Raw genomic sequence first — 7313 nt, forward strand, 5'->3', positions numbered from 1 at the left:
CCCATTGCCCAAAATTCCCCACTGCTGCCTCCCGTAGGAGTCTGGGCCGTGTCTCAGTCCCAATGTGGCCGTTCACCCTCTCAGGCCGGCTACCGATCGTTGCCTTGGTAGGCCATTACCCCACCAACAAGCTAATGGTACGCGGGCTCATCTTCAAACAGTAGCTTACATGTAGAGGCCACCCTTGATCCAAAAATCCGAAGATAAATGGATGTTATTCGGTATTAGCGTCGCTTTCGCAACGTTATCCCCAATTCGAAGGTAGATTACCCACGCGTTACTCACCCGTGCGCCACTTTACTTACCCTAGCAAGCTAGGGTGTTCTCGTACGACTTGCATGTGTTAAGCACGCCGCCAGCGTTCATTCTGAGCCAGGATCAAACTCTCCAATTAAACTATTTAACGTTACTTGCGTAACAAATTGACTTAAAGAGACCCAACTCTTAAAACCTGTCACTATTTAGTTTTCAAAGATCAAAAATGTCACCTTTCGTCTGATGACGAAAAGCTTAAATATACCATCCAAACGCCGACTGTCAATACCAAAAAAAATTAATTTAGAGTTGGCGGGTCACATTTTTGAAGCTGTCCAAGAAAGCCCCCATGAAGCCCGCAAAAGATGCTGCAGGAGCCTGTTCAAACGACATGATTTAAAAGATCACAATGGATGGTTCTGCCCTACACCATTCTTGAAAAACGAAGCGCTATCTACACGGCCCTGATGCTGTTGTCAACGCTTATTTTAACTTATAATTCGAATCTTGAAAAAATGTTTTTTACCCGCCCGCAGCAATATTTGCATGTCATTGATATCCTTGCTGGTTACCATTTCATCGAAACGCTCAAGGCGCCGGCCATTCACATAGCCACCACCTTGTTGGATCAACCGCCTGGCCGCCCCGGAAGAGTCGGCCAGACCAACACGGTGGAACAACTTGAAACACGGTATACCATCCTTAAACGCCTCCGGGCGCATCTCGATTTGGGGAACCGTTTCGTCAGCCGGCGAATCATACGTCCTCGGGATCTGACTTGACGGCAGCAGACCATCCGGCAGCCGCCGCGAACCAAACATGGAAGCGGCGGATTGGTAGGCTTTCAGGGCTTCTTCGTCGCCATGCGCCAACCGTGTCGCCTCAAAGGCGAGGGTCGATTTAGCCGCATTCAGGTCTGCCCCCTCGAGGGTGGCAACCGATTGAATCTCATCCAAGGGAAGAAAGGTGAAAAGGGCCAAGAAGCGCGTTACATCACGATCGTCCGTATTCACCCAGAATTGGAAATAATCGTAAGGGGAGGTACGCTCGGGATCGAGCCAGACGGCACCGGCTGCGGTCTTGCCCATCTTGGCGCCACCGGCGGCGGTGATCAATGGAAAGGTGATGCCAAAGGCGCTTTTGCCTTCTACGCGTCGAATCAGGTCAATCCCAGCCACGATGTTTCCCCACTGATCGCTTCCCCCCATCTGAAGGCAGCAGTCATAGCGCTTGCGCAGTTCAAGGAAATCGTAAGCCTGTAGAACCATGTAGTTAAACTCGATAAAACTCAGCCCCTCCTCTGAATCCAGACGCATTTTATAGCTTTCCGCCTTGACCATCCGATTGACGGAAAAATGCCGGCCGATGTCTCTCAGGAAAGGGATGTATTCCAACTTGGTCAGCCAGTCTGCATTGTTGACCATAATGGCCTTCTTCTCTGAAAAATCGATAAACCGCGACAGTTGGTTTTTGAGGCCGATGACATTGGCTGCCACGTCTTCCGCGGTGAGAAGCTTTCGCATTTCCGTCTTTCCGCTGGGATCCCCGACGAGACCGGTTCCACCGCCCACCAAAGCGATGGGCCGATGTCCGCTCCGCTGCATATGGGCCAAAGACATGATAGGAACCAGACTGCCCACGTGAAGGCTGGAGGCCGTCGGGTCAAAACCGATATAGCAGGTCACCTGTTTAGAACCCAGGTAGTCGCGCAAGGCATCGTCATGCGTCGTCTGTTCGATAAACCCGCGGGTCGTAAGTGTGTCCAGAACGTTTTCCATTTCACATCAGCCTTTGAGATTGGCGTTTACAGGCACCACCGCCGTTTTATTTGTTGGCATATTCAACGGCGCGCGTCTCCCGGATCACCGTCACCTTGATTTGTCCGGGAAATGTGAGTGATTCTTCAATTTTCTTGGCGATATCGCGACTCAACAACACCGATTCTTCATCCGACACCTTATCGCTTTTCACGATCACACGAATTTCTCGACCCGCCTGGATCGCGTAGGTGTTCGCCACGCCCTGGAATCCGTTGGCAATGCCTTCGAGGTCCTCGATGCGTCTGATATAATTTTCGAGCAGCTCCTTTCTGGCCCCGGGCCGCGCTCCGGAAAGCCCATCTGCCGCCTGCACCAACAAGGCGTAGACAGATGAGGGGGGGATATCTTCGTGGTGGGCACCAATGGCATGCACGACACCGGGGGTTTCACCAAACTTTTTGGCCAACTTCGATCCGATCACCGCATGGGGGCCCTCAACTTCATGGTCAATCGCCTTGCCGATATCATGAAGCAGCCCCATGCGCCGGGCGACCTTCTCCTTAAGCCCCAGTTCAGCGGCCATAATGCCGCACATCACGCCCACCTCCACCGAGTGTTGAAGCACGTTCTGGGCATAGCTGGTCCGGTATTTCAACCGTCCCAGGTATTTTATCAATTCGGCATGGATGCCGTGGACACCCAAATCAAAAGCGGCCTGTTCACCGGCCTCCTTAATGGCGGTATCCACCTCCTGACCCGCTTTTTTGACGACATCCTCGATGCGGGCTGGATGGATCCGACCATCTGAAATCAGCTTGATCAGCGCCAGTCGGGCGATTTCACGACGGACCGGATTGAATCCGGAAAGGATAACCGCCTCCGGCGTATCGTCAATAATCAGATCAATGCCCGTGGCTGCTTCGATCGCTCGTATGTTCCTGCCCTCACGGCCGATGATCCGTCCTTTCATTTCATCACCGGGCAACTGGACCACCGACACCGTCCGTTCGGCAACGAAATCACCGGCATAGCGCTGGATAGCGGTGGCAATGATTTTTTTGGCCTTTTTATCCGCCTCCTCGTTGGCCTCGTTTTCGATGCGTTTGATCAGCTTGGCACCTTCGTAGCGGGCTTCATTTTCCATGGCACGGATCAGCAACTCTTTGGCCTGATCCGCGGTCAAGGTAGAGATCCTTTCCAATTGCGCTTTTTGTTCCGACAGCAGGGTGTTGTATTTTTCTTCTTTGTGGGCAAGGGTCTTATCGCGATCAGAAAGGAATTGTTCTTTTTCGACAATTTCCTTTTCACGCTGATCAACCAAATCGGTCTTGCGGTCGATATTTTCCTCTTTTTGAATTAAGCGATGCTCCGCCTTTTTCAATTCCGAACGGGTTTCCTTGGCTTCCGCTTCGAAATCGCTTTTCATCTTGAACAGAAGATCCTTGGCTTCAACGCCTGCTTCCTTGATCAAACTGTCCGCTTTGTTTTTGGCCGCTTTTAAGATTACGGCTGCTTCGTTTTCAGCGTTCTTGAGTTTCTTTGATCCCAGCACGCCTTTGAGCAAGAGTGCCACAACACAGCCGATACCAGCCGATCCCGCAGCAATGATGATGGTATATATGTCCATGTGAATCTCCGATTCCTAAACATGATATATATGCAGAGGTTTATCACCTGACAACCAGATGATAACCATGTTACTCACAAGGAATGAAAAAGGAAACAGCCAGGCGAGCTAAGCTTGCGCGGAAGCGAGGTAATTGTGGAAAAGCGGGAGTGGAACCCCCACCATTGTGCCGTGTTGGCCGGTCTTTGATCCAAAGGATCAGGTGGGCACCTTGTAGTTTCTTTAGGCTTTTCTGTACGTGCAGAACTTGCTCACCAAAACTAGTGAAGGTTCCCGATAAGTAAGTGTTGGGTCAAAGTTCACTATCCAATCACGAACACGGCAGGGGTTGAATCGATACGCCGTTTGTCAATCCAGATTACAGAAACCATGCTTAACGTCGGTGATCGCTTCGGCAGCAACACCAACCACTTTTAGAACCGTATTTGTTTCAGGACGTTAAGCTATCGCTTTTTCCAGTTCACTGAGAACCACTGCAGATTTTTTGGTCATACGGGTAAAAAATTGGTGATAACGTTCTTCGCGTTTAAACTGTTCGCTGGCAATATTCAGCCCCGTTAGGACCAAAATCGTTTCTCTATCGACATTAACCGGTTTGCCGTCAAATTGAGATTGAACCTTCTTAACGGCATCCTCGAAGTGTGCTGCCACCTTTTCTGCATCGGGCACACCGGATTCTGTCTGAAAAGTAAATTTGCGACCAAATATTTGCAGTGTAACCGTTTGTTCCAATTAGCGTCCGTTCCTAAAAATCCCGCAGGTCTGCTTTCTATTCCTCTGTAATCCCTTCCAGTCTTCCGATCAGGCTGTCAATTTTTGATCTGACGAGTGCCGTCAATTCCTCGTGTTTCTTTTCGGCCTCGGCTTTTTCCTGTATCAAGTTTTCCAGCTGTCCAATTCGATTGTTCAGATCTTCATTTTCTTGCTGAAGCTGCTTGCGGGCCTGAACAACGTGTTCTACTTTTTTTTCAATGAGTTCAAATTGTTGTAATATTGCATCTATATCCAGCATATTGGTTTATCCTTCACGGTTCAATATAACCAGCCAATGGTTTTTAAGTCAAGGGCTATTAATCAAGGTCTAGTCCAACGGGCAGCGACTAAACGGGACGATCACTTTGATGTTGGCGAAAATTAAACAATCCGAAATCCGGTTTTTTAAACCGACGGAAAAGGGGCAAACCGAGTCCGGTTTACCCCTTTGATTTTCACAGTGCCTTCCACCCATTTTCATCGCGTACCCGCCGGCGCAGCGGATTCGGGAAGCGATTTATCGTCAGCGTGTTTGGGCAAGCTGTATCCGGCTGATGGCGCGAAGCAGCGCTGCTTTGGCACGAATGTAATCGACATCCTTTCCGCCGGATTGAAGACGCTTTTCAGCACGTTCCACAGCGGACTGGGCCCGCTGTATATCTATATCCTTGCGTCGCTCCGCCGATTCGGCCAGAACCGTCACACGGTCAGGAAGGGCTTCGGCAAACCCGCTGCTGACAAAGACGAACCGCTCGCGACCACTTTCGTCCTTATATTTCAGGGCGCCGGTCTTCAGTGTGGTCAGAAAGGGGGTATGACCGCTAAGCACACCGAACTCACCCATTGAACCGGGGGCCATAACAATCTGGGCACTTTCACTGACAACAGACTTTTCGGGGGTAACCACTTCGAGTCTAATGCTTTCAGCCATTTATTACCTCTTTCTCTCCATTAAGCCTCGGCCATTTCCTTGGCCGCTTCAAGGACTTCCTCGATTCCGCCCTTCATGTAAAAGGCCTGCTCGGGAATACTGTCATGCACGCCTTCACAGATCTCTTTAAACGCACGGACCGTGTCTTCCACCTTGACGTATTTGCCGGCTTTGCCGGTAAAGGTTTCAGCGACGTGGAACGGCTGGGAGAGGAAACGCTGGATCTTACGGGCACGCTGTACGGTCAGTTTGTCTTCGTCGGAGAGCTCCTCCATACCAAGGATAGCAATGATGTCCTGCAGTTCCTTGTATTTTTGCAGCATGTTCTGAACTTGCCGGGAGACCAGGTAATGCTCTTCACCGATGACCATGGGGTCCAGGATCCGGGAAGTCGAGTCCAGGGGGTCCACCGCAGGATAAATGCCAAGCTCGGCGATCTGACGTGACAACACCACGGTTCCGTCAAGGTGGGCAAATGTGGTAGCCGGAGCCGGGTCGGTCAAGTCGTCAGCAGGCACGTAAACGCACTGTACGGCAGTGATAGAGCCCTTGTCCGTTGAGGTGATGCGTTCCTGGAGGCCACCGAGGTCGACGGCCAGCGTGGGTTGGTAACCCACCGCGGAAGGCATGCGGCCGAGAAGGGCTGACACTTCTGAGCCGGCCTGGGTGAAGCGGAAGATGTTGTCGATAAAAATCAGCACGTCCTGGCCTTCTTTGTCGCGAAAATATTCCGCGCAGGTCAGGGCGGAAAGTGCCACCCGTGCACGTGCTCCCGGCGGTTCGGTCATCTGACCGTATACCAGTGCGGCCTTGGGGAGAACACCGGATTCCTTCATTTCGTGGTACAGGTCGTTACCTTCGCGGGTACGCTCGCCCACACCGGCAAACACGGAGATCCCGCCATGCTGCATGGCGATGTTGTTGACCATCTCCATCATGATAACGGTTTTTCCAACGCCGGCGCCGCCGAACATCCCCATTTTTCCACCACGGGGAAAAGGAACCAGCAGGTCGATCACCTTAACGCCGGTTTCAAGCACGCGGACTTCCGTGTCCTGCTCGGTGAAAAGCGGCGCCGGACGGTGGATGGGCATCATCTTTTCCTGGCTGACCGGCCCTAAACCGTCCACCGGGCGTCCGACGACGTTGAGCACGCGACCCAGGCTGGCTTCGCCCACGGGCATCATTATAGGAGCACCCGTATCTTTTACCGCCATACCACGGACCAATCCATCGGTAACGTCCATGGCGATGGTACGCACCACATTGTCGCCGAGATGCTGGGCGACCTCAACCACCAGGTTGTCTTCTTCGTCATTGATGGTCGGGTTGGTGATCAACAGCGCAGTGAGGATATTCGGCAACTGCCCCTGTTCAAACTCAACGTCTACGACAGGTCCCATAACCTGTGTAATTTTGCCTATATTCTGTGCCATTTACAGCCTCCTAAAATGTGTTTTACCCCTTGAGTGCTTCGGCGCCGCCGACAATATCCATCAGATCCGCAGTAATGCTTGCCTGCCGGGCTTTGTTGTAAGCGAGGGTCAAATTGTCGATCATATCGTTGCACGCCTTGGTGGCGTTATCCATGGCGGTCATCCGGGCGGCGTGTTCGCTGGTGGATGTTTCCAGCAACGCCCGGAAAATTTGAACATATACGTTGCGAGGCAGTAGATCGCCAAGAAGTTCTTCCGGCGACGGTTCGCAGATGTGTTCGGCCTGGTATTCCGCAGACTTGTCTTCTTTGTCATCATCTTTTTCTATGGGCGGAATAGGCAGCAGCTTCTGAATCACCGGTAGTTGTTTGGCCATACTCACAAATTCAGAATAGATGATATAGACTTCGTCATATTGACCGTCCAGAAAACCGTCCACCAGTTTTTTACCGGCGGTCGAGGCAACGTTGAATCCAAATTTGCTGCCGACGATACCAAGATGCGCATCGACGATTTTATGGTCATTTTTCCGGCACCAATCCCGCCCCTTC

At 51.6% G+C, this 7313-nt stretch carries 7 protein-coding genes, 1 rRNA gene and 1 other RNA gene; all 9 read right to left on the reverse strand.

Annotated features, from left to right (window positions below):
- Positions 1-394 (reverse strand): 16S ribosomal RNA (locus tag ABYV26_RS16925); the annotation flags it as partial.
- Positions 395-743: 349 nt separating this feature from the next.
- Positions 744-2033: a tyrosine--tRNA ligase gene (tyrS, locus tag ABYV26_RS16930; protein WP_372682535.1), complete on the reverse strand. Its 1290-nt coding sequence runs from the start codon at positions 2031-2033 to the stop codon at positions 744-746.
- Positions 2034-2079: 46 nt separating this feature from the next.
- Entirely contained in the window at positions 2080-3642 is a 1563-nt protein-coding gene (gene rny / locus ABYV26_RS16935) for a ribonuclease Y (protein ID WP_372682536.1), read from the reverse strand.
- Between the two features lie 151 nt (positions 3643-3793).
- Positions 3794-3973, reverse strand: a non-coding RNA gene (gene ssrS / locus ABYV26_RS16940) — 6S RNA.
- Between the two features lie 107 nt (positions 3974-4080).
- The gene (locus ABYV26_RS16945) at positions 4081-4374 is read right to left on the reverse strand and encodes a cell division protein ZapA (RefSeq protein ID WP_372682537.1); all 294 of its coding nucleotides are present in this window, start codon (positions 4372-4374) and stop codon (positions 4081-4083) included.
- 37 nt (positions 4375-4411) lie between these two features.
- Positions 4412-4654 carry a hypothetical protein gene (locus ABYV26_RS16950; protein WP_372682538.1) on the reverse strand — a complete coding sequence of 81 codons (243 nt, stop codon included), beginning with the start codon at positions 4652-4654 and terminating at the stop codon, positions 4412-4414.
- A gap of 264 nt (positions 4655-4918) precedes the next feature.
- Positions 4919-5326: a F0F1 ATP synthase subunit epsilon gene (locus tag ABYV26_RS16955; protein WP_372682539.1), complete on the reverse strand. Its 408-nt coding sequence runs from the start codon at positions 5324-5326 to the stop codon at positions 4919-4921.
- A 20-nt stretch (positions 5327-5346) separates the two neighbouring features.
- A complete protein-coding gene (atpD, locus tag ABYV26_RS16960; protein ID WP_372682540.1) occupies positions 5347-6762 on the reverse strand; it encodes a F0F1 ATP synthase subunit beta in 1416 nt (471 codons plus the stop codon).
- 22 nt (positions 6763-6784) lie between these two features.
- The coding region (locus ABYV26_RS16965) for a F0F1 ATP synthase subunit gamma (RefSeq protein ID WP_372682541.1) at positions 6785-7313 on the reverse strand (529 nt) is incomplete at its 5' end.

The sequence above is a fragment of the Desulfosarcina sp. genome, from assembly GCF_041551955.1.
Classification (GTDB): domain Bacteria; phylum Desulfobacterota; class Desulfobacteria; order Desulfobacterales; family Desulfosarcinaceae; genus Desulfosarcina.